Below are 1385 nucleotides of genomic sequence, written 5' to 3'. Positions count from 1 at the left end.
TTTCTTCTTACGGTTTTTCTAGCAATCTCATAGAATCAAGATTCTTAGATTTGCTTTATTTGAGTAATGGCTTACTCTTCTTCCTTACGTTTTTTAGAGACAAGGAGTCCTCCTGTCACTGCTGCAAGAAGTGCTAGTCCAAGTGAAGCGTTAGATTGTTTAGTACCAGTGTTTGGCAATTCTTTCGCTCCTGCTTTCTTAGCTGGTGCTTGAGCAGATGACTCTTTAGTTGCTTCTTTAACAACTTTATTAGCTGCAATTGTTGCTACTGATCCGTCCGCAAAGGTTACAACTACTGATCCATCATTGTTCACCTTAACATCTGTCGCAGTTGGATTAGCTTTCTTAACTTCTTCAGCTACTTTAGCTTTTTCTGCGTCTGTCAAGTTGTTAGGATCTACTACTGGAGTAAGAGCTGGTACTTTAGCATTATCAGCCTCTTTACCACCCACATTAACATTACTTACTGTTACTGTAGTTGTAGCTGATGTATTTCCTGATTCGTCTGTTGCTGTTACAGAAACTGTATCACCAGCATTCAAGCCACTTACTGGAACACTGTAGTTGCCATCTTTATCTGCTTTCGCTGATACTTTAGTTCCATCTGGAAGAGTGACTTCGACTGTTGAACCTGCTTCAGCTGTACCTGTTACTGCTGTGTCACCTGCTTTAACTGGGTTCACAACTGGTGCGGTTGGAGCTGTCTTATCATCGGCTTTCGCTACGGTTGCGTCTGTTGCTCCTGACTTGTTACCAGCTTTGTCTGTCGCTGTTACTGAGACTTTATCGCCTTCCTTCAAGCCACTTACTGGAACGCTGAAGTTACCATCTTGGTCAGCGGTTGCAGTTGCTTTAGTGCCATCTGGAAGAGTTACTTCTACTGTTGAACCTGCTTCGGCTGTACCTGTTACTGCTGTGTCACCAGCTTTAACTGGGTTCACAACTGGGGCATCTGGTGCTGTCTTATCATCGGCTTTCGCTACTGTTGCGTCTGTTGCTCCTGACTTGTTACCAGCTTTGTCTGTCGCTGTTACTGAGACTTTATCGCCTTCCTTCAAGCCACTTACTGGAACACTGTAGTTGCCATCTTTATCTGCTTTCGCTGATACTTTAGTTCCATCTGGAAGAGTTACTTCTACTGTTGAACCTGCTTCAGCTGTACCTGTTACGGCTGTGTCACCTGCTTTAACTGGGTTCACAACTGGTGCGGTTGGAGCTGTCTTATCATCGGCTTTCGCTACTGTTGCGTCTGTTGCTCCTGACTTGTTACCAGCTTTGTCTGTCGCTGTTACTGAGACTTTATCGCCTTCCTTCAAGCCACTTACTGGAACGCTGAAGTTACCATCTTCACCGGCTGTTGCTGTTGCTTTTGTTCCGTTTGGAAG

Annotated in this window: 1 protein-coding gene; it reads right to left on the bottom strand. The window is 44.5% G+C overall.

Going from position 1 to position 1385, the window contains the following annotated elements; genetic code table 11:
* Positions 1-71: 71 nt before the first annotated feature.
* A partial coding sequence (locus tag AC3E7H_RS09840) for an Ig-like domain-containing protein (RefSeq protein ID WP_490676499.1) occupies positions 72-1385 on the bottom strand: 1314 nt, incomplete at its 5' end.

The organism is Streptococcus sp. SCPM-O-B-15304 (M98) (genome assembly GCF_058200215.1).
The sequence above is the reverse complement of the archived record's forward strand: the minus strand, read 5'-3'. Positions and strand labels throughout refer to the sequence as shown.